At 51.6% G+C, this 20,537-nt stretch carries 26 protein-coding genes; all 26 read left to right on the top strand.

Annotated features, from left to right (window positions below; all coding sequences use genetic code 11):
* The first annotated feature begins 147 nt into the window (after positions 1-147).
* The 26 genes from DG357_RS12370 to DG357_RS12250 all read left to right on the top strand — a co-directional run bounded on the left by DG357_RS12370 (position 148) and on the right by DG357_RS12250 (position 20,486).
* On the top strand, positions 148-339 hold the full coding sequence (locus DG357_RS12370) for a hypothetical protein (RefSeq protein WP_088205530.1): 192 nt from the start codon (positions 148-150) through the stop codon (positions 337-339).
* Positions 340-1,324: 985 nt separating this feature from the next.
* The gene (locus DG357_RS12365; protein WP_088205529.1) at positions 1,325-1,627 is read left to right on the top strand and encodes a hypothetical protein; all 303 of its coding nucleotides are present in this window, start codon (positions 1,325-1,327) and stop codon (positions 1,625-1,627) included.
* Positions 1,627-2,163: a lysozyme gene (locus DG357_RS12360; protein ID WP_088205528.1), complete on the top strand. Its 537-nt coding sequence runs from the start codon at positions 1,627-1,629 to the stop codon at positions 2,161-2,163. Before DG357_RS12365 ends, DG357_RS12360 begins: the two co-directional genes overlap by 1 nt.
* The gene (locus tag DG357_RS12355) at positions 2,160-2,678 is read left to right on the top strand and encodes a hypothetical protein (RefSeq protein WP_088205527.1); all 519 of its coding nucleotides are present in this window, start codon (positions 2,160-2,162) and stop codon (positions 2,676-2,678) included. Before DG357_RS12360 ends, DG357_RS12355 begins: the two co-directional genes overlap by 4 nt.
* 966 nt (positions 2,679-3,644) lie before the next feature.
* The gene (locus tag DG357_RS12350) at positions 3,645-3,818 is read left to right on the top strand and encodes a GnsA/GnsB family addiction module toxin (RefSeq protein ID WP_065419808.1); all 174 of its coding nucleotides are present in this window, start codon (positions 3,645-3,647) and stop codon (positions 3,816-3,818) included.
* Between the two features lie 77 nt (positions 3,819-3,895).
* Positions 3,896-4,888, top strand: a complete 993-nt coding sequence (locus DG357_RS12345; protein ID WP_063154286.1) for a terminase small subunit — start codon at positions 3,896-3,898, stop codon at positions 4,886-4,888.
* Complete coding sequence (locus DG357_RS12340; RefSeq protein ID WP_025913025.1) at positions 4,866-6,173, top strand: terminase large subunit domain-containing protein; 1,308 nt, start codon at positions 4,866-4,868, stop codon at positions 6,171-6,173. Before DG357_RS12345 ends, DG357_RS12340 begins: the two co-directional genes overlap by 23 nt.
* A 1-nt stretch (position 6,174) precedes the next feature.
* The gene (locus tag DG357_RS12335) at positions 6,175-7,563 is read left to right on the top strand and encodes a DUF4055 domain-containing protein (protein WP_088205526.1); all 1,389 of its coding nucleotides are present in this window, start codon (positions 6,175-6,177) and stop codon (positions 7,561-7,563) included.
* Between the two features lies 1 nt (position 7,564).
* Positions 7,565-8,662, top strand: a complete 1,098-nt coding sequence (locus DG357_RS12330; protein ID WP_088205525.1) for a phage minor head protein — start codon at positions 7,565-7,567, stop codon at positions 8,660-8,662.
* 80 nt (positions 8,663-8,742) lie between these two features.
* On the top strand, positions 8,743-9,513 hold the full coding sequence (locus tag DG357_RS12325; protein WP_022651278.1) for a hypothetical protein: 771 nt from the start codon (positions 8,743-8,745) through the stop codon (positions 9,511-9,513).
* Positions 9,514-9,524: 11 nt separating this feature from the next.
* A complete protein-coding gene (locus DG357_RS12320; protein WP_038419633.1) occupies positions 9,525-10,478 on the top strand; it encodes a major capsid protein in 954 nt (317 codons plus the stop codon).
* Positions 10,460-10,759, top strand: a complete 300-nt coding sequence (locus tag DG357_RS23335) for an Ig-like domain-containing protein (RefSeq protein WP_162497085.1) — start codon at positions 10,460-10,462, stop codon at positions 10,757-10,759. Before DG357_RS12320 ends, DG357_RS23335 begins: the two co-directional genes overlap by 19 nt.
* A gap of 36 nt (positions 10,760-10,795) precedes the next feature.
* Positions 10,796-11,278 (top strand): DnaT-like ssDNA-binding protein, encoded by a 483-nt coding sequence (locus DG357_RS12315; RefSeq protein ID WP_088205524.1) that lies wholly within the window; start codon positions 10,796-10,798, stop codon positions 11,276-11,278.
* Complete coding sequence (locus DG357_RS12310) at positions 11,278-11,628, top strand: hypothetical protein (protein WP_045336384.1); 351 nt, start codon at positions 11,278-11,280, stop codon at positions 11,626-11,628. The genes DG357_RS12315 and DG357_RS12310 overlap by 1 nt, the downstream gene beginning before the upstream one ends.
* 1 nt (position 11,629) lies before the next feature.
* Positions 11,630-12,211 carry a hypothetical protein gene (locus DG357_RS12305; RefSeq protein ID WP_108780334.1) on the top strand — a complete coding sequence of 194 codons (582 nt, stop codon included), beginning with the start codon at positions 11,630-11,632 and terminating at the stop codon, positions 12,209-12,211.
* Positions 12,212-12,622 (top strand): DUF4128 domain-containing protein, encoded by a 411-nt coding sequence (locus tag DG357_RS12300; protein WP_088205522.1) that lies wholly within the window; start codon positions 12,212-12,214, stop codon positions 12,620-12,622. It abuts the gene before it with no gap.
* 69 nt (positions 12,623-12,691) lie between these two features.
* Complete coding sequence (locus DG357_RS12295) at positions 12,692-13,363, top strand: phage tail protein (RefSeq protein ID WP_049136381.1); 672 nt, start codon at positions 12,692-12,694, stop codon at positions 13,361-13,363.
* 64 nt (positions 13,364-13,427) lie between these two features.
* Positions 13,428-13,739, top strand: a complete 312-nt coding sequence (locus DG357_RS12290) for a phage tail assembly chaperone (protein WP_023344275.1) — start codon at positions 13,428-13,430, stop codon at positions 13,737-13,739.
* Positions 13,736-14,050, top strand: coding sequence for a DUF1799 domain-containing protein (locus tag DG357_RS12285; RefSeq protein WP_032618388.1), 315 nt, complete (start codon positions 13,736-13,738; stop codon positions 14,048-14,050). The genes DG357_RS12290 and DG357_RS12285 overlap by 4 nt, the downstream gene beginning before the upstream one ends.
* Complete coding sequence (locus tag DG357_RS12280) at positions 14,047-16,959, top strand: phage tail tape measure protein (protein WP_088205521.1); 2,913 nt, start codon at positions 14,047-14,049, stop codon at positions 16,957-16,959. The genes DG357_RS12285 and DG357_RS12280 overlap by 4 nt, the downstream gene beginning before the upstream one ends.
* Before the next feature lie 76 nt (positions 16,960-17,035).
* Positions 17,036-17,389, top strand: coding sequence for a hypothetical protein (locus DG357_RS12275; RefSeq protein ID WP_023617196.1), 354 nt, complete (start codon positions 17,036-17,038; stop codon positions 17,387-17,389).
* A gap of 56 nt (positions 17,390-17,445) precedes the next feature.
* Positions 17,446-17,793: a phage tail protein gene (locus DG357_RS12270; RefSeq protein ID WP_088205520.1), complete on the top strand. Its 348-nt coding sequence runs from the start codon at positions 17,446-17,448 to the stop codon at positions 17,791-17,793.
* Positions 17,790-18,545, top strand: a complete 756-nt coding sequence (locus DG357_RS12265) for a phage minor tail protein L (RefSeq protein ID WP_088205519.1) — start codon at positions 17,790-17,792, stop codon at positions 18,543-18,545. The genes DG357_RS12270 and DG357_RS12265 overlap by 4 nt, the downstream gene beginning before the upstream one ends.
* A 1-nt stretch (position 18,546) precedes the next feature.
* On the top strand, positions 18,547-19,269 hold the full coding sequence (locus DG357_RS12260; protein ID WP_088205518.1) for a C40 family peptidase: 723 nt from the start codon (positions 18,547-18,549) through the stop codon (positions 19,267-19,269).
* The gene (locus DG357_RS12255) at positions 19,269-19,859 is read left to right on the top strand and encodes a tail assembly protein (protein WP_088205517.1); all 591 of its coding nucleotides are present in this window, start codon (positions 19,269-19,271) and stop codon (positions 19,857-19,859) included. Before DG357_RS12260 ends, DG357_RS12255 begins: the two co-directional genes overlap by 1 nt.
* A gap of 60 nt (positions 19,860-19,919) precedes the next feature.
* Positions 19,920-20,486 carry a hypothetical protein gene (locus DG357_RS12250; protein ID WP_063440016.1) on the top strand — a complete coding sequence of 189 codons (567 nt, stop codon included), beginning with the start codon at positions 19,920-19,922 and terminating at the stop codon, positions 20,484-20,486.
* The last annotated feature ends 51 nt before the right edge of the window (positions 20,487-20,537 follow it).

The following is a 20,537-nucleotide window of genomic DNA, read 5'->3' as shown; positions in this document are numbered from 1 at the left end:
AATTTTGCTCTAACGATGGGTTATTGCCTTCGTTTAAAGCCCTGCGGTTAACACCGTGGGGCTTTTTGCTTAATAGCGATTTAAGAATTTCTAAAACCACCCCCCCCCGCGTTGACTTATAATTTTCCCAACCACGCAGGAGGGAAAATGGAAGAAGGTTTCTACTGGATACAGCACAACGGCAGGATTCAGGTTGCCTACTACACCAATGGTGTAACCGAGGATCTTGAAACTGGCCAGACTATAACTGGTGTCTGGCATCTGACGCAGGGAGATCCCCTCTGCGATAACGGAGAAGCGGAAGTTCTCTCCGGCCCACTTTCTCCACCAATTAGCTAAAAAGATTAATCGCACGTTATTGCACTGTATTTATTGCACTTCATCCTTTTCGAACTACTCTTCTAAGTATCCGGTGGAATGGATATGGAAGTGCTTGTACTTAGTGCTTTTCACTAACAGCGTGCATGCTGTTAGTCTCAGATTGCCTACTCTTTGAGTAGGCTTTTTTTTGTTCATAGATAAAGCATTGACCACAGGAATGGATGGCGCGTAAATTATTTCTGTGGTGAATCTTTTCTAAGCGAAAGGGCGTTCCAGTCAACTGCTATCTGCAGGTATGCGCGCGTCTTTGCTGACTGGGGTAGAGTCACCGGGAGGCACCCGGCACCCTGACAACAACAATACAAATTTCAATTTCCTTGAGAGCCTGCCATAAAAAGCAGGCCTTTTTTTATGGTTTTGTAATCTGCTGCTACGCTTTGAGTTGTGAGATGTGCCTACCTCTCTGGTGGTTCTCCTGAGCCTATAGTGAATCAGCCGATACAGTTTCACTCCTGAGCATAGGTCCCACTCACACCTACCTTACAAATAGTCAACTGATTGGCCCGCTTCAAAAGAGCGGGCTTTTTTTATCTATCCACTCAAATTTTCTGAATGGGGAGGCAGAGCAAGAGGGGCTAAATGTCTGATCATGTTTCTGGCACTAATATAGTGGCTGGTGGACATTTGATAGCTAGCTCAGTGCACTAAAAAGTGCGGAGAACGACATCAATCTTCTCCGCATTAATAATGCCATTGCTACCCGCTTGTATCTCTTATATCCCTATGAGGATAAGCTTTTAACTTAACGCAAATGATAACATCTGAAAACTATGTGAACGGTTAATTGTTTTAAAGATTTAAATAGTTCTTCTTAAGGATTATTTAATTTTTTGCTTTCCTCAGAAGAAGGAAGCTCCAGCAGGTTTCAACCCTCATAAGGCTGCCGTTCGGCGGCCTTTTTTATTTCTAGAAACAGCACCCGCACAAAGCGAGGTGAGAGACCATGAAAATGAATGATTCAGGGAACATCTTCACACAGTTCTTCGCGTGGGTAGCAGCTCTGGCTTCAGCCATTGGATTTACCACTCAGGATATGGTGTTCATGTTCTTTGGCGCTGCTGGTCTGCTTATCTCGCTTGCGTCCTACATTAACGGGCGAGTTGATGCAAACCGCAGGCGTAGAGAGGACGAAAAGCGAACAAAAATGGTCAATGACTACCTTCAAGGCGTTGGTGATAAACCCCTTCACGAGCGTCCTGCTGCTGCAAGCGTGGTAGTTGAGGCATTACAAAAGGAAGGTGAGTGATGGGATCCAGAGCAAAACTGAGTGCAGCGGTTCTGGGGCTGGTACTGGCTGGAGCGCCAGCATCAGTCATTCTCGATCAGTTTCTAAATGAGAAAGAGGGTAACAGCCTTACGGCGTACAAAGATGGCGGTGGTATCTGGACTATTTGCCGCGGCGCCACGATGGTTGATGGTAAACCGGTTGTGCAGGGCATGAAATTGTCACAGGCCAAATGCAATCAGGTGAATGCTATCGAACGCAATAAGGCTCTGGCATGGGTTGACCGCAATATTTCGGTACCGCTAACCGAACCGCAGAAGGCTGGAATCGCATCTTTCTGTCCTTACAACATCGGGCCGGATAAATGCTTCCCGTCCACGTTCTATAAGCGCATTAATGCTGGTGACCGCCACGGGGCATGCGAGGCAATTCGCTGGTGGATTAAAGACGGCGGCCGTGATTGTCGGCTAACCAAAGGCCAGAAGAATGGCTGCTATGGGCAGGTCGAGCGTCGCGATCAAGAAAGTGCGCTAGCGTGCTGGGGACTGGACCAATGAAAATTAATCCGGGTCTTATCAGCGTTGTCGTTGTTGCTAGCCTTTCGATCGCCCTCGTTAAGAGTTGCTCGGTCGCCAGTAAACTTCAGAGCGATAATAACGTTCTGCGAAGTGACAACACTTTGCAGGGGCAGGTGATCGCCACTCAAGCATTCAACTTCAATCGATTCAATCAGGTTGCGGAACATGCCAATAGGCTTAACTCCCTCATCGACAACAGCACCGAAGAAACCGTAATCGAATACCATGAGATTCTCCGTCGTGAAAAAACCTGTAATCTGCCTGTTCCTGCTGACATTGCTGGTGGGCTGCTCGAATACACGTACCGTTTACGTTCCAGCGCAATGCACGCCGATACCGACGGACCTGACGCAGCCGATGATAGTACCGCTACCGCCGGCTCAATAACGTACTGCCAGGCTGTGCTCTGGATTAAGCCGCTGCTGGCCGTGATTGAGAAGGGCAACAATAACCTGGCTGGTATACGGCAGATAGAGCTGGAAAGGAAAAACTAGGGATGGCTCATCCTTGAGCACACGGGTATTTCTTAACGACGGCTTTTACCTGACATAGCAAAGCACCTTTAAATTCTAGAAAAGACTCAATATTTCACAAGCGAAGCGCATCAATTCCAAAAAAAGCCCCCACAAGGAGGGCTACAGGAGTCTCAGTTTCACATGCTCTTTTTATCGATGATTCCCTGGAGTTGGCATTCTCCGCATCTGAGTCTTGGATAGCCTGGCAGTTAACCAATAATCAACAAGCGTAAGCGAAAAGTATTAGGAATTTCCTCAGGCTGACAATCTTTGATAGTTCTTACATGTTGCATATGTTCTACCTAATATCCCCTATAAGGAGATTAGATTTCACTCAAAATTACACACACTAAAAGGAATGGGTTGAACTGCGTTCGGCCATAAAAAATGCCCCTGATACGGGGCAAGTATTAGTCGAATCTTTTGTTATGCTTATGTGCTTCTTGCTCTAAGGCTTTGGCAAAATAACATCTGACCCAGATATTGCAAATTAAATGCACTTTTAAATGCAATAACGTGAAGCCCCTCATCCTGCTCTATCAATCTCAGGCGGAAACGGCAATCATTTATAGCTGGCTTCACTTTAGCGGAAGGTTTTGACTTGGCCCTGTTCATAGTGGCAGGGATGTGTCTGATTGTTCGTCTTGTCATGCGCCAATTTTGACCAAATGAGGCTGCGGGGTTACGGGGGCTAAGAGACGATTCACCAGGAGGCATCCTGCACCATATGGCAAAAGCTCTTGTAATGATGAAGGAGCTTTTTTTATCATTATTTGGGGCATCACTGACGCTGGGGACCCCATAGGGGACAAGCTGAACGTTAGCCCATTCAGCATCTGTAACACAGGTAGTCTACTATTTACATACAGTTAGGTTAAAGGCAGCTCATCTATGGCTGTCGCCTTACTTGATAATGGAAATAGTAAACGGCCAAAAGAGGTAATAATGAAAATTGAAGAACTGACGCACAAGGCAGAAGAAGAAATTTCTGCCCTAATATCAAAAAAAATTTCAGAGTTACGAAAAAAAACAGGCCATGAAGTTTCCGAAATTGAGTTTATCGCTCGTGAAGCGATGACAGGTCTTGAAGGGTACGAGGTCAAAATCAAACTCCTTTAATCGTAACTTCACAAAACAAGGTCGCTAATGCGGCCTTTTTTATTGCTATTTGACAGTGAGTGACGCAAGGAAAAAATATGGCAAAACCGGACTGGGGCGAGCTTCAGCAACGGTTCCTGTCCGAACATGCCAAAACAGGCGTATCACCGAAAGAATGGTGTGAAGCGCAGGGACTGAATTACGCGACTGCGCGCCGATACATTAAAAAGCCTACTGCGCAAAAACCTGCGCTAAAAAAAGTGCGCACTGCGCAGAAAGAACAAAGCGCAAAAGAGCTGGTGGATGATGATGGACTTACTGCTCAGCAGCGCTTATTTGTCGCGGAGTACCTGAAGGATGGCAATGCCACACAGGCAGGTATCCGGGCTGGCTACAGTAAAAAATCTGCTGAACAAATCGGCTATCAACTCCTTCAGAAAACTTCAGTTGCGCAAGCCATTGCGCAGCAGCAGAAAGCCTCCATTGCGCGCACGCTTGGCAGTGCCGATGAAGTCCTTGCGCAGATGTGGCAGCTCGCCACCTTCGATGCAAACCAGCTTTCACAATATCGACGCGGTGCATGCCGTTACTGCTGGGGCTTTGGCCATCACTACCAGTGGCGCGATGCAGTTGAGTTTGATGAGGAAACGGCAAAAGTCGAGGGGCGGGAAGGTGCCAAGCTGCCGCAGGATACTGGCGGCTATGGTTACGACCACAACAGAGAGCCTAACCCTGAATGCCCGCGCTGCAACGGCGATGGTATTGGCCATCCTTACTTCCCGGACACCCGGAAACTCCCTCAAGTCTCACGGCTCGCATACTCCGGCGTGAAGGTCGGCAAGAATGGCGTCGAGATAACCGCAATCAGCCGCGAAAGAATGTTCGAAGCGGTAATGAAACGACTCGGCCTGGCCGATAGCGAGTTCGCGCAGCGCCTGCAGCGGATTGAAATCGAGCGCCGGCAGCTTGAGGTCGAGAAACTCCGTAAAGAGCTGGCGGGTGATAGTGAGGACGATGAACCAACCCCAGTGCAGATCAATATCAACGTAGTGGATGCGAGGGCAGACGATGGGGATCAGCCCGACACTTAACATTCCTCAGGCGCGGTTCCTCGCGATGCAGCACAAATTCAAAGCCTACGTTGCCGGGTTCGGTTCCGGTAAGACATGGGTGGGTTGTGGCGGCATCTGCAAAGGGATGTGGGAGCATCCGAAGATTAACCAAGGTTACTTCGCGCCGACATACCCGCAGATTCGTGACATCTTCTACCCGACGATTGAAGAGGTGGCCTTCGACTGGGGGCTGAGCGTGAAAATCAATGAGGGGAACAAAGAGGTTCACTTCTACGAGGGACGGCGTTATCGCGGGACGACAATCTGCCGCTCGATGGAGAAGCCCGGCTCGATAGTTGGTTTCAAAATCGGTAACGCGATGGTGGATGAGCTGGACGTCATGGCGGCTGCCAAAGCGCAGCAGGCGTGGCGAAAAATCATTGCTCGTATGCGTTACAAGGTTGATGGTCTGCGTAACGGTATTGACGTCACGACCACGCCAGAAGGGTTCAAGTTCGTCTACCAGCAGTTCGTGAAGGCGGTACGTGAAAAGCCAGAGCTTGCCGCATTGTATGGCCTGATTCAGGCCAGCACGTTTGACAATGCGAAGAATCTGCCGCCTGATTACATCCCATCGCTGCTGAGTTCTTACCCTGATGAACTGATTCAGGCCTATCTGCGCGGGAAGTTCACAAACCTCAATAGCGGAACCATTTACCACACCTTTAACCGTAAGCTGAATAACTGTTCTGACGAGATTCAGGACGGGGATCCGCTGTTCATTGGTATGGACTTCAACGTGGGAAAAATGGCCGCGATTGTTCACGTTAAGCGTAATGGCCTGCCGCGCGCGGTCCGTGAGCTGGTGAAGGTCTACGATACGCCAGCGATGATTAAGCGTATCCAGGAAGAGTTCTGGCGCTACGAGGATGGCCGATACGTTAAAAGCCGGGAGATTTACATCTATCCGGATGCCTCTGGTGACTCACGCAAATCGCAGAACGCCAGCAAGACCGATATTGCTCAGCTCAACGATGCCGGATTCAGCGTCATTGTTGATGATGCCAACCCGCCGGTTAAGGACCGTATCAACTCGATGAACGCCATGTTCTGTAACGCCAACGGCGAACGCCGCTATCTGGTGAACGTCCAGAACTGCCCGGTTTATACCGAAAGCCTCGAACAGCAAATCTGGGCGGCCAATGGAGAACCGGATAAATCAGCAGATAACGATCACCCCAATGATGCTGGTGGGTACTTCATCGTGAAGGATTATCCGATCGTGAAGCCGGCATACTCAATCACAATGGACACAACTTTCTGATATGGCAAACGACGATATCACCTGGGTTCGACCAGAACACCGGGCGGCTTCTGCTGCCTGGCGGAAATACAGGGACTTCTGCAAAGGAGCTGAGGCCGTAAAGGCGGCGGGTAATAAATATCTGCCTTATCTCGACCCAACCGATAAATCCACGCGTAACCGCAAACGCAACGAAGATTATCTGAGCCGAGCGGTGTTCTACGCCATTGCCGGCAATACGAAGATCGGCATGCTTGGGATGGCGTATCGCAAGGACCCCACGTTTAACGGTCCGGAGAAGCTTAAGTACCTGTTGGACAATGCTGACGGAGCCGGTACCAGCATCTATCAGCAGTCGCAACTGGTGGCAGAGAACGTGCTGGAGGTTGCGCGAGAGGGCATTTACGTCGATTACGCTGAAGCCTCCGATGAGGCGATCATTCTCCGCTATCCGGCAGAGAACATTATCAACTGGCGAACAAAGCGAATTAACGGGCGCGATCAACTGGTGCTGGTGGTGCTGCGCGAATGCGTAGAAGAGCCGGATGGTTACTCTTACAAGGATGAAATCCAGTACCGCGAGCTGGCGCTGGAAGAAGGGAGGTTCATATGCCGCGTATGGCGCCGGGCAGGTGGCACAGCAAGCGGAACCTACACCGTCGACAGCGAATATCATCCTAAGCCCAAAGGAAAGGACTACTGGGATGAAATTCCGTTTACCTTTGTCGGCGCCCAGAACAACGATCCCACTATCGATGACTCTCCGCTGGCTGCGCTGGTGGAAATAAACCACGGTCATTACCGTAACAGTGCTGACTATGAAGACAGCGTGTGGTTCTGTGGCCAGGTGCAGCCGTATATGACAGGGCTCGATACCAACTGGCGCGACCACCTCGAGAAGAAAGGCGTAAAAATTGGTTCCCGATCACCGCTTTTGCTTCCCAAAGAAGGCTCGTTTGGTTACGCCCAGGCGCAGCCCAACATGCTGGCTAAAGAGGCCATGGACAGTAAACGCGATTACATGGTGCAGCTGGGCGCCCGACTGATTGAGCAGAACGCCACGGCGAAGACTGCGACGCAGGCGAGCGGTGAGCAAACATCATCAACATCGGTGCTCGGTATCTGCGTCTCAAACGTTTCTGAGGCCTATACGCTGGCGCTGGGATGGTGTGCGAAATACCTGGGTATCAAGGGCGAATCGACGAGCTACACGATTAACCAGGAATTCATTGCTAAGGTTGCCGAGTCGGGTATGGTGACGGCAATCGTCAACGCCTGGCAGTCCGGTGCGCTGCGAGATAGCGATATGATTCGCGCACTGCAGAAGCTTGATCTTATCGACCCAGCGGATAGCCCGGACGAGGTTATTGATGCGCTTCGCAATCAGGCACCAACGTTGACGGGGGGCTGATATGCCCACCATCAACGAAAGCCTGCGTGATGAATCGATCGCACATTCCGTCTGGTTAAGCCGCTACGCCACCGGCGTGGCAAACCGGATGGTGAAGTTGCTTAATGAGACGGACTCTGATCTTTCGGCGCGGTTACTGGATGCGCTGGACAGATTGCCGCCGGAGAGCTTCACCGTTAATCGCCTACAGAGTTTACTGGGCAGCGTACGCGATCTTAACCATCAGGCCATAGCTACCATGCAGGCAGGGCTTGAGAGTGAGCTGGTGGCGCTGGCAAAGAACGAGGTCAGTTATCAGATGAGCCTGTTCGACTCCCTTCTTCCTTCACATGTCCTGTCTCACTATCCGCTGCAGGGCATCACCGCCGATATGGTGTATGCCGCGGCGATGGCGCAGCCCTTTCAGGGGCGGCTGCTGAGTGAGTGGGCGGATAATTTGGAATCGGACAGGCTGGCGCGTATCGTGAACGCCGTCCGCAGGGGTTATCTTGCCGGCGACACGGTAGAAACTATCGCGCGAAATGTTCGTGGTCACGCCAACAAAGACTATCGCGATGGCGCGCTGCAGATGAGCAGGGCAAACGCCGCCAGCATCGCTAAAACAGCTGTGAATCATCTGGCTGCAACAGCACGCAACAGCTTCACAAGTGCCAACAGCGATATCGTGAAAGGTAAGCAGTGGCTGTCCACACTGGACAATAAAACCAGCCACGACTGCATTATTCGTGACCTGCTGCGCTACACCCTGGATAACAAACCGGTCGGGCATAAGGTGCCTTACCTGCAGGGACCCGGGAAAATTCATTTCTGCTGTCGTTCTACTGAAACCCTAATTCTCAAGTCCTGGCGCGAACTCGGCATTGATATCGACGAGATGGACGAGGGCACTCGTGCCAGCATGGATGGACAGGTACCGGGGAAAACCTCGTATCTGGAATGGCTCGCGCGTCAGTCAGCTCAAAGGCAGGATCAAGTTCTGGGTGCCGAGCGTGGCCGTCTTTTCCGCACGGGTGAAATCGACCTGGCTGATATGTTCACAGACAAAGGCGAATGGATCAGCCTGGAACGTCTGAAGCAGCTCTCAGGCACTGACATCTAACAACCATTTCATACTTCACGCCCTGGCATCCGCTGGGGCTTTTTTATGGGCGAGGCCCGGCAAAATCCCAAGGGGAAATTATGTTAATTCGAAACATGCTCTTGAAATTTTACGCACCAGAAAGCGGCGGAGAGGGCAGCGGGGGCGGTGGTATCGAAATCACGCCAGAAATCCAGAAGCTGATTGATGAGCGCGTGACCAGCGAAGTTACAGGCCTGAAATCGAAAAACTCTGAGCTGCTGGGCACCATCAAGCAGCAAAAAGAAACCCTGTCGCGGTTCGATGGTATCGATCCTGATGCTGTACGTGGGATCCTCCAGCGTTTTTCCGACGACGAAGAGGCAAAGCTGATTGCCGCCGGGAAAATTGATGAGGTGCTCGATAAGCGCACCGAGCGTCTGCGTGCTGACGTCGATAAGCAGATTAAAGCCGCAAATGAACGCGCGGACAAAGCCGAAGCGTTCTCCAACAAATTCCGGGATCGAGTTCTGGGGGATGCAATCCGTGCAGCAGCGTCCAAAGCTGGCGCGCTACCGGAAGCATCTGACGATCTGATTCTGCGTGCCAAAGGCACATTCCAGCTCAACGACGAAGGCGAGGCTGTAGCAGTTGATGCAAATGGCGACGTTCTGTTCGGTAAAGACGGCAAAACTCCACTAAGCCCGCTTGAGTGGGCGGAGTCTCTTAAGGAGACGGCTCCGCATCTTTTCCCACGCGCAGAAGGCACCGGCGCGGGCGGACACAAACCAAACGGCGGTGGCAGCCTGAAACGTTCCGAAATGAGCGCCAGCGACAAAGCGGACTACATCCGCAAGCATGGCCAGCAGGCCTTCCTCAAACTTCCGAAATAAGGGATTAACCCATGCCTACCACTGTTAATAGTGACCTGATCATTTATGACGATCTGGCGCAGACCGCTTTCCTCGAGCGCCGCCAGGACAACCTGGCAATTTTCAACGCGTCCTCCAACGGAGCGATCCTCCTGGATAACGAGCTGATTGAAGGCGACTTCCGCAAGCGTGCCTTCTACAAGGTTGGCGGCTCAATCGAATCGCGTGACGTTAACTCCACCGAAAAAGTGACGGGTAAGAAGATTGGCGCCGGTGAAGCGGTATCCGTCAAAGCACCGTGGAAATACGGTCCATACGAAACTACCGAAGAAGCGTTTAAACGGCGCGGCCGCTCAGTTGACGAGTTCTCCGAAGTGATCGGCACTGATGTGGCTGACGCGACGCTGGAAGGCTACGTGAAATACGGCCTGAAGGCGCTTACGGCAGCTATCGGCGCCAACGCGGATATGGTGGTTACCGCCGATATCGAAACAGACGGTAAGAAGACCCTAACGCGCGGCCTGCGTAAGTACGGCGACAAGTTCAACCGCGTTGTGCTCTTCGTTATGCACTCCGCCACTTACTTCGACATCGTGGATGAAGCGATCGCCAACAAAATCTACGAAGAAGCGGGCGTGGTGGTTTACGGCGGGCAGCCGGGAACGCTGGGTAAGCCTGTGCTGGTTACCGACACCATGGACGCTGATGCGATCCTTGGGCTCGTAGCCGGAGCGGTTACCGTCACCGAATCTCAGGCGCCGGGGTTCCGTTCGTACGACATCAACGATCAGGAAAACTTGGCCATCGGGTACCGTGCTGAAGGCGTGGTGAATGTCGACTTGCTGGGTTACAGCTGGGATACCTCCAAAGGTGACAACCCGGACCTGACCAAAATCGGCACCGCTGGTAACTGGAAGAAGCACTTCACCAGTAACAAATCTACGGCTGGCGTGCTGATTAAGCTGGGATCCGCAGCGGGGGAGTAACGCTGTCAGCGGATAAAACCTCCGCAACCGCTGACAGCACCGATGCGGTCACCATTTCCCTTAAGTACACGCTAAACGGCGCAGGTGTTTCCGGCAAAACCGTTGCCTGGAATTCAACCGGCGGCACGCTCAGCACTGCCAGTTCTCAAACCGGCTCTGCTGGTGGGGCAACGGTCAAACTTACCTCTGATATGGCAGGTACTTTCACAGTCACTGGTACTGTTGATGGTATTGCTAAATCGAGTGAGGAAATCACCTTCACCGCACCTGCAGCTGGCTAATCGATGGGGCGTAAGCCCCATTCACCGGATGCTCAGATGATTAATACTGATATCACCGCCGCTGACGTTAACAGTTACGCCAGCGAAGATGAACTGGCGTCATTTGCCGCGCTGAGAGGGATTGAGCTGCCTGAAAAGCTCGCACCGTTACTGATTAAGGCGATGGACTACCTGGAAGGGCTTGATTGGGTAGGTTCCAAAGCAGACCCTCGACAGCCTCTGGCCTGGCCACGCGCAAATGTGATTCTGGATGGACACGACTTCCCACCCGACCAGGTGCCACGGCAGGTTATCACCGCGCAGTGCATGCTGGCGGTAGAGGCAATCGACGGCGATTTACTCTCCAGCGTGCGCGAAGCCGCTGTAAAAACCGAACGTGTTGAAGGCGCCGTAACCATGACCTATGCGGTTGCTGATGGTGAGGTGTTCACACCATCCTACCCGGCGGTAATGGCTATTCTCGGCGACCTGGCTGGTGGGCGTGGATATGCAATTAATGCTTTCGCGGAGCGCGCGTAATGGCCATCAACTATCAGCGAATGCAGGCGACAACGACTCGTATGCTCAAGCAGAACGGCATTGCATACAACGTCACGCGTAAGGGCACGTTAATCGTCATCGGTGGTGTGGAGCATCGTTCCGATGATATCCAGTTCACCGCCACAGGAGTTAAGACGGATTACGCGCCAGGCGAAATTGACGGAACCGTCATTGAAAACGGTGATATTCGGATTGTCTTCACCGCTGAGAAGGAAATTAAAACCGGCGATCTGATCGTCGTGGACGGCGTAAGCCACCGCGTAGTTAAACCTAACCCCGTGAAACCGGGTGCGGTGGTGCTCTGCTACAAATCTCAGTTGAGGACATAGCATGAGCGATAATAAGGCGTTTACGGTTGCCATCACCGCGTTCGTGGACAAAGCCAAAGCGAATCAGGAAGCGGTCGTACGTGCCGTCGGCATTCGGATACTTAATCAACTGGTGATGATGTCACCTGTCGGCAATCCCGAACTCTGGGGCATCAACCAGACGGCAGCTTCTTACAATCAGGCGGTATACGACCATAACGAAGCGCAAAAATCGGACCCTGCCAACCTGACCAAAACAGGACGGCTTAAGAAAAAGGCACGGCTGGTGGATGGGATGGATATCAAAGCACCGCCGGGGTATACGGGCGGACGCTTTCGCGGTAACTGGCAGGTGTCCTTTGATGCGCCAACGACTGACGAGACAGGCCGGGTTGATAAGACAGGTGATCTGACAAAAGCGGCCGGGAACTACACGCTGTCGCTCTTCAAAGTCGGGATGAAGGCCATTTATTTCTGCAACAACGTGCCCTATGCCTACCCGCTTGAAATGGGGCATTCCACACAGGCGCCGGGCGGTATGGTCCGCATAACTGCAGCTGAGTTTCAACGCTTCTTTGAGGAAGCTGGTCAGGGAGGTGACTAAGTGATTCCTGATATTGCATCTGCACTGGCCGCCAGATTGGGTGCCTGGGCCGATGCCGAGGGCATTTCGGTTGCATGGGAGAACGTGCCGTTCACACCTTCTGCTAACGAGATGTACCTGGCCGTTCACGATATGCCCGTTACGCCGCGAACAATCGATCTCGGATTGCGCTGCCGGACTTATTCAGGCGTGTACCAGATTAATGTCGTGGCGCCAGCCGGCTCCGGCCGTACCTCCGTCGTTGCCCTGGCTGGCAGAGTAGCGGAATTGTTCCCCGAGGGGCTGGAAATTGCAGGCAAAGACTTTACCTGCTGGATTAGCAGCGCGCCTGGCATATTCCGCGGCGTCCCTACACCTGTGTCCTACTCCGTTCCTGTCAGCCTGAATTATCGGGCAGACATTATCAACTGATTCCCTCCGTGATGTCCCACAAGTGACCGGCCTTGAGCCGGTTTTCCCGTTTCTAAAGGAGTAACCATTATGGGCTTTGCATTGCCTAACGGCGCTCATGTCTATCTGGCATCGGGCTACGGCCCGGCCATTACTTTCACCGGCGCGACGAATGCTGAGCACGCGGTGATCACAGTTAGCGCCGCAGACGATATAGCGGTCGGCGATATCGTTCACGTGAACTGCAACTGGTCGGGTATTGATAACGTTATCGCGAAAATCGACGCGATTGCGGAGAATGCTGTCACTCTTCGCAACATCAACACCACCAACAAAAACAAATATGCTGCTGGTGGCGGTTCCGGCTCTATTCGCAAAATTGAAGAATGGACCGAGCTGCCACAAATCACTGAGGTATCGAAATCTGGTGGTGATCAGAACACCACGCAGATTCAGTTCCTCAGCGATGATCGCCAGCGCAACCTGAATACCTATAAATCCGCTGTCTCTCAGACTTACTCGATTGCTCACGACTCAACTCTCCCGGTATATCCGCTGCTGCGCCAACTGGACGAAGACGAAGAGACTGTGGCGGCGTACATGTACGTGCCGAAGGCGAAAGAAAACCGTTACTGGGCGGCCACGGCATCTTTTGACGACACGCCGACTACTGCGGTTAACGAGGTAGAGACAGTGAGTGTGGTGCTGAACCTGCAGTCACCGGCGATGACGTTCTACAAGGTGACTGACGCTGCCGCCTGACCCGTCAGAGCTTTCAATATCCTATGCCTCCCTTTGCGGAGGCTTTTTTTCGTAAGAGGTATCAATGGCTACCAAATTCACCCTCCAGCCCAAACCAACATTTAAGGCCAACGTCTCGATCCCGCGCGCCGGCGATGAGGATGGCGTGCTCACCTTCACGTTCAATCATAAGCCACTTAAAGAGCTGGCTGATCTGGAAAAACTGGAAGGCAAAACCGCCACTGATTTTCTGATGGAAATCATTTCTGGCTGGGCACTTCCCGATGCTTTCAACGCAGAAAACCTGTCGGTGCTTCTGGAAAACTATCCGGCGGCGATGAAGGCTATCCCTGAAACCTACTATCGCGAACTGATGGGGCAGCGCGAAAAAAACTGATAGCGGTTGCCTCTGCATTCTATACGCCTGAACCCACAGCGGCAGACCTGGCGCCCTATGGGCTTACGCCGGATGACTACGACGATCAATACATCGACGTCTGGCCAGATGTATGGCCTTCATTCCTGGTGTTTCAGGCTGTCAGTACGCAGTGGCGCACGGGCATGGGTGGTGCATCAGGGCTTGATTACAACGTGCTGCCCTGGGTAATGCGCCTGCACCACGTCGAGGACGAGGCAACCGCACTTTCGGACATCCGAATCATGGAGAGCGCCGCACTAAAAGTTATGCATAAAGAGAGGGCGGAATGAGTAACGATATCGCCACGATTTCCCTGCGCGTAAATACCACTGAGCTGGAGCGCGGTAACCAGGTACTGGATCGCTTTCAGGAGACCGCGTCCGCCGCGGCAGGTAAAGCGGATGACCTGAACAGTACGTTCCGCACCGGTATCGACAACCAGAAGAAGAACAGCGAAAGCCTGAAGCAACAGCGCCAGGAGCTGCAGAACCTGCTGAATAAAATTAGCCCGGTAAACAAGGCGCTGGATGAACTGGACACGATCCAGGAGAGCCTGGCGAAGTTTCGAGGTAAAGGGCTGGTAGGGGATGAAGACTTTACTCGCTACAACAGCGTGCTTGAGACGACCCGAGCTAAACTGGCGCAGGTCATGGAGTCTGAGACCGCAGAGGGGCGGGCTCGCATTGAACAGGCACAGGCAGCACAGCGTGCAGCTGCGGCGGGCAAAACCTTTATCGATTCGCTGGAAGAGCAGGTCACAGCAATCGGAAAAACGCGCGCAGAACTGTTAGAGCTAAAAGCAGCCCAACTTGGCGTGTCCGATCGTGCTGCACCGATGATCGCCCGACTGAAAGAGCAGGAGGAAGCGTGGAAGTCAGGAGCGATCAGCGCGGGGCAATACCGCAACGCGATGCGTTATCTACCAATGCAAATGACCGACATCGTAACTTCATTGGCGTCCGGCATGCCGGTTTATATGGTAGCCATTCAGCAGGGCGGCCAGCTGCGCGATTCGTTTGGCGGTGTAGGCAATGCTCTCAAAGCGATGTTGTCGATGGTGACTCCTGCCCGAGTGGCCATTGGTGGCCTGGCCGGTGCTGTTCTGATTGCTGCAAAAGCGGGAGCGGACTACTTCACAGCCTACGACGAAATTAACAAGGCCATTATCAGGACTGGCAACATTGCAGGCACGTCAGCGCTCCAGGTAATGGCTTCCACCCAGTCGATTGCTGCTTCTACTGGCGCTACTGTAGAAACCGTTCAAAGTCTGATGACTGAACTGATTAGCATGGGTTCGCTCACACAGCAGCAGCTTGAAAAAGCGGCAGGCTCTACGGCACTTGCAGTTCAAACCGGTATTGTTTCGGCGCAGGACATCACCAAGGCCTATCAGGATATTGAAAAGGATCCGGTTAGAGCCCTTCAGAGCCTAAACGAAGAATACAACTTCCTGACTGTTTCGCAGCTTAAGCATATTGATGAGCTGGTGAAGCAGAAGGACCAGACTGCTGCAGTTACACAGGCCATGGATTTGTTTGGCGATACAATGGCTGAGCGCGGAGAGCAGGCTTATGACTCGCTGACACCGTTTGGTCGCCTGTGGCTGGATATCAAAGACTGGGCATCTGAGGCCATGCAAAATATCGGTCAGTGGGTAGCAGAGCTGGCATCAAACACACTGAAGGAATTCAACGCAATTTATTACAGCGTAGCGATCGTTTTCCAGAAGCTGAACCAGATCATTTCTTCCTCTATCGCTGCTGCGATTAATCTCGTTCCCGACTGGGCGAAAACGGATACTTTGCAGGGATGGCAGGACTATAACGAACAAATGGCCGGTGCTTATGGCGACAGCGTATCTCAACTGAAAAAAGACTGGGATGCCGCAGACATTAGTGCAAGTAAATACCTTGATACCACCCGCAAGATAAAAACCGCGACCACTCATAAGGATCGAGAAGAGGTCGCTGCTTTTGGCAAAAAGACGAAACCCGGAAAACAGGGCACTGTATCGGTTGGCGATCGCAGCATGTATGGTGCCCAGGCCGAGTTGTTAGCGCTTCAGGCACAGTTTCGGGCCCTGCAGCAGCATAAAGGGCTGAACGATAGTATTAGCCAACAGCGCAAAGACCTCTGGACTACGGAAGCGAAATTTCAGGTGCTGGAAGAGGCCTCCCGATCTCGCTCTCTGACAAAGCAGGAGCAATCCCTGCTGGCGAGTAAAGACCAAGTGCTTCAGTTGGCACGGCAGAAAGCCCTGTTAGGTGATCAGATTACCGCACAGGAACAGCTGAACAAGCGAATGGATACCTCGCAGAAATACGTCACTCAGATGGCAGAGAAGCAGGCTGCATTAGTGAGTGGTGGCGGGATGAGTGACCGCCTGTCACAACGTGAACTGGCAAAGAGCCAGCTTTCTTCTGGCTGGATCAACTCAGGCGGCACGCTTGACGACGAGGGTTATCAGAAACAGCTTAAGGCAGCTAATGATTATTACGATGCCGAGGACCAGCTGCGCGGTGACTGGCTGACAGGTGCGAAAAAGGGCTGGGCGGAGTTTGAAGACAGCGCGACCAATGTGTACTCCCAGGTGCAAACGGTTACCAGTAACGCGTTCACCGGCATGGCCAGCACCCTGACTGATTTCTTCACAACAGGTAAATCTAACTTCTCAGATTTCCTTTCCACTTTCCTCAAGGGCATTGCCCAGATGCTGACCCAACTGGCTCTGGTTAATGGAATGAAGTCAGCGTTTGGTGGAACCGGTATCGGTGCGTTCTTTGGTTTCTCAGGTGGTGGTTTGGTCCCCGGTTTTGATGGAGGCGGCTACACGGGAGATGGGGGTAAGTACCAACCGAAAGGCGTGGTACACGGCGGTGAGTTTGTGTTTACGAAGGAAGCGACAAGTGCATTAGGTGTCGGCAATCTCTATGCGCTTATGCGTGGAGCTCAGGGGTATGCAAACGGCGGTTATGTTGGCACAGCCCCAATGTATGGGCTGCAATCGAATGCAGCTGGTGGCGTAACCGTTCAAACTTCCGTGATCGTTCATAACCAGAACACTCAGCAGCAGACTTCTGGTGACAACGACGCTATTTCGCGGGCTTACAAGCAGACCATTGATCAGTCAGTGCGCGCAGGTATTGCCAAACAGCTCCAGCCTGGTGGTCTCATCTGGAATGCAACAAAATCAAGATAAGACTAATCGGTGTTTTTTTTGATCATATTATTCATCATGTTAAGATGTTTCCGATTGCAATCAAAGGAAACGTAAAATGAAGAAGGTAGTGGCTTTAGCTGTTGGGGCTTTAATGTTGTCTGGCTGTACTGTTCGTGTTGCTGATATGACCGTTGGTAGTACCAAAAATTACAACCTGAACGCAGCTAAGTTTGAAAAAGGTCAACGTGTGACTGGTGAAGACAAAGCTCCAATTGTTATTTTCCCGCTGGGCATTCCAAGCGTTAAAACTGCAATGGATCGGGCTATTGAAAAAGATAAGTGTTCCGTGGGCTTAAGCGACGTTGTTATTTATCAATTAAACCACGCATTTCTGTTCGGCACATATGGTTACCGTGTTGAAGGCACGCAGATTATCGACAAATCTCAGCTTGGTTGTGAAACCCGCTAATTTCCTTCTCATACTGTCACAAGCCACCCTCGGGTGGCTTTTTTTATGGAGCAAACATGGCCTTAGAAACGTTCACCTGGCGAACCCAGATTCAGGCGGGAATGGAAGGGGAGCTCACTTACGCAACACGCTCTGCATCCTTCGGAGACGGATTTGAACAGATCGCCGGTGAAGGCATCAACCCTGAAAAACAGTCATGGCCGATGACCTTAACGGGAAAAAAGGCTGAGATGCTCGATGCGCTGAGTTTTTGCCGCAAGCACATCACAAAATCCTTTATCTGGACGTCTCCTGTTGGCGAAACCGGTTTATACCGGATTGAAGCTGATTCCATTAAAGCCCAGCCGCTATCCAGCAAAGTGATGACCATAAAAGCAACCTTCAAACAGGCATACGCACCATGATTACTGAAGATTATCAACGCCTCGAACCGGGTGAAAAAATACGTCTTCTTGAGGTAGACGGTTCTGCGTTCGGTCTGGACGACGTTCTGCGTTTTCACGCTTATAACCTCCCGCATACTGAAGAAGATATTGCTGCTGCTGGTGGCGACGAATCAAAGTTAAAGGCGAAGAGTATCTGGTGGCAGGGCGAAGAGTATGGTGCCTGGCCATATAAGCTCGAGGGACTTGAAGCTTCAACCGATGGCAGTAGCGCCCAGCCGACGCTCACCGTTGCCAACATTGACAGCTCGATCACTGCGCTCTGTCTGGCCTATGACGATATGCTGCAGGCCAAAGTTACGATTCATGACACTTTTGCGCATTACCTGGATGCGCGCAATTTCCCGGATGGAAATCCAACAGCAGATCCCTTGCAGGTGAGAAAGCGGGTTTTCTATATCGACGGTAAAAATAGCGAGCTTCCCGATGAAAGTATCGAGTTTGTTCTTACCAGCCCGATGGATCTGCAGGGGTTAATGATCCCGACCAGGCAGCTGCATTCCCTTTGCACATGGTGCATCCGGAATAGGTACCGCACCGGCGATGGGTGCGATTATGCCGGCACGCTTTACTTCGACAAAAACAACAATCCGGTAAGCGATCCCTCATTGGATCAATGCAACGGCACGCTCACCGCCTGCAAGCTTCGGTTTGGTGAACACAATGAACTTCCTTTCGGTGGTTTTCCGGGAACATCTTTGATCAGGAGCTAATATGCGTCAGAAAACGATTCAGGCCATCCTGGCGCATGCTGCGAAAGAATATCCCCGCGAATGCTGTGGTGTGATAGCGCAGAAAAGCCGGGTGGAACGCTATTTCCCATGCCGTAATCTGGCTGCTGAACCAACGGAACAGTTTCACCTTTCACCAGAGGATTACGCCGCTGCTGAAGACTGGGGGACGATAACGGGAATCGTACATAGTCACCCTGACGCGACGACCCAACCAAGCGAACTGGACAAGGCTCAATGCGATGCAACGTTGCTGCCCTGGCATATTGTCAGTTGGCCTGAAGGAGACTTTCGTACCATTACTCCCCGAGGTGAATTGCCGTTGCTCGGGCGCCCGTTTGTGCTCGGACACTACGACTGTTGGGGGCTGGTGATGAGCTATTTCCGGCAGGAGCATGATGTCGAACTTCAGGATTACCGTGTTGATTATCCGTGGTGGGAGGACTCCTATCCGGATAATTTCTATCAGGATTGCTGGTACGAATGTGGGTTCCGAGAATTCAGTGGATCACCAATGCCGGGCGATTTGATCATCATGCAGGTGGAATCGAATAAGTGGAACCATTCAGGGATCTTGCTGGAGGGGAACATGCTTCTCCATCATCTTTATGGTCACCTCAGTCAACGTGTCCCATATGGAGGTTACTGGATGGAGAGAACCATGAAAATTGTCAGGCATAAAAGCCTAATCATGCAGGAGGGATAATGTGCGAATCCGTCCGTACTGTTCGTCTATATGGTGTTTTGGGTACTACGTTTGGCCGCGAATTCCAACTTTCGGTAGCCTCACCAAAAGAAGCCATCCGCGCATTGTGCGTTATCGTGCCAGGCTTCGAGCGTTTTTTGAATACCAGCAAGCAGCGCGGCCTAACCTACGCTGTTTTCAGCGGTAAGCGTAACCTGAACGATGACGAACTCTCTATGGATCAGAGTAGTGCTGATATCCGTATTGCGCCGGTTATCCTCGGGAGTAAACGTGGTGGAGTATTCCAGACCATCTTAGGCGTGGCTTTGGTCGCAGTTGGTGCTGTGGCGTCATACTTTGGCGGTGGTGCTGTCGGCGTTCCTCTAATCCAATTTGGCGCTGCGATGGCCCTTGGCGGTGTCGTACAAATGCTTTCTCCACAGACAACCGGACTTGCCAACAAGCAATCGGCAGACAACAAGGCCAGCTACGCATTTGGTGGAGTAACCAATACGACAGCCCAGGGAAATCCGGTACCGCTTCTTTACGGCAAGCGACGAATCGGTGGTGCGATCATTTCTGCTGGCATTTATGTTGACGATCAGCAGTAGCTATAGTGCCAAGCTAAGAGTATCTTCTTGAAAGAACGCATTATAAGACTGGAAATGCTTATGGATGGTTATGCTATAGACTTTCAAGATTTACTTGGATTAAGAAAATTAAACGAGCCTGGTTTGGACAGAAGGGCGTTCACAGACTGGGCTGAAAACCAGATTTCTGCTGGCAATGAGTCTTCAAATCTTTTGATTTTGGCATCTTTGGGATTAGATAAGGAAATCTCGAAAGATGAGGTATTTCGCTACTTTGATGGCTACGTTGATGAGATTGGGGAAGTGTTGCCTACTGAACGAGTCGCGTTCATATTGGCAATGCGACTAACATTCAAAAAGCTCGCCTATTCTGAACTTGAGGATGATGTCTGGAGTGAATTAACTAGAACTTTTGCTAAATGGTATGACTTGCCAAATGGCCTTTTATATAGAGTAATGACGTACTGGAGCGCATTGCATGATGATTTTACAAATAATTATGAATATGAGGTTGGGTATTATTACCTGAACTATCCGCGACACGGTGACATTCCTCGTTCGGAACAATTAGAGTACGTTCGTAATTGTGCAATTCGCTTTCTCCGTATTTTCGATGAGCACTATTATTTTGGTTTGCTTATCAAATAATATTTAATTCAACATTGTTCTAATTATGGCCACCTCCGGGTGGCTTTTTTT

The sequence above is a fragment of the Enterobacter bugandensis genome (assembly GCF_900324475.1).
GTDB lineage: Bacteria > Pseudomonadota > Gammaproteobacteria > Enterobacterales > Enterobacteriaceae > Enterobacter > Enterobacter bugandensis.
The sequence above is the reverse complement of the archived record's forward strand: the minus strand, read 5'-3'. Positions and strand labels throughout refer to the sequence as shown.